We start from the raw sequence: 254 nt of genomic DNA, 5'->3' as shown, positions 1-254 counted from the left end.
GCGACCTTGAAGATGAACGGATCAAGGCCGATTTGGCGCGCAAATCTCCGCGTATCATCAACGACGATAATCAGAAATCGCTGTTTCCCGCCATTTGAAGAGGGGGTGCATAATGAATCAGTCTTCGCAATTGGACGCAGGGCCCGCTCGGCAGCGTTGTTATCCATGGCGACACGACCGTCTTCCAGGAACAGGCAAAATGAGGACCAACGGCTCAGGCCATATCGGAAGGCTTTCGCCAGATCACCCTTGCC

The 254-nt window shown here is 54.3% G+C and carries 1 protein-coding gene; it reads right to left on the bottom strand.

Annotation, left to right across the window (positions count from 1 at the left end; translation table 11 throughout):
* The coding region (locus tag D3227_RS43650; RefSeq protein WP_245452179.1) for an IS66 family transposase at nt 1–254 on the bottom strand (254 nt) is incomplete at both ends.

It is taken from the genome of Mesorhizobium waimense, from assembly GCF_003601975.1.
Lineage (GTDB): Bacteria > Pseudomonadota > Alphaproteobacteria > Rhizobiales > Rhizobiaceae > Mesorhizobium > Mesorhizobium waimense.
Note: the sequence above shows the minus strand (reverse complement) of the source record. Positions and strands in the feature narration are given on the sequence as shown.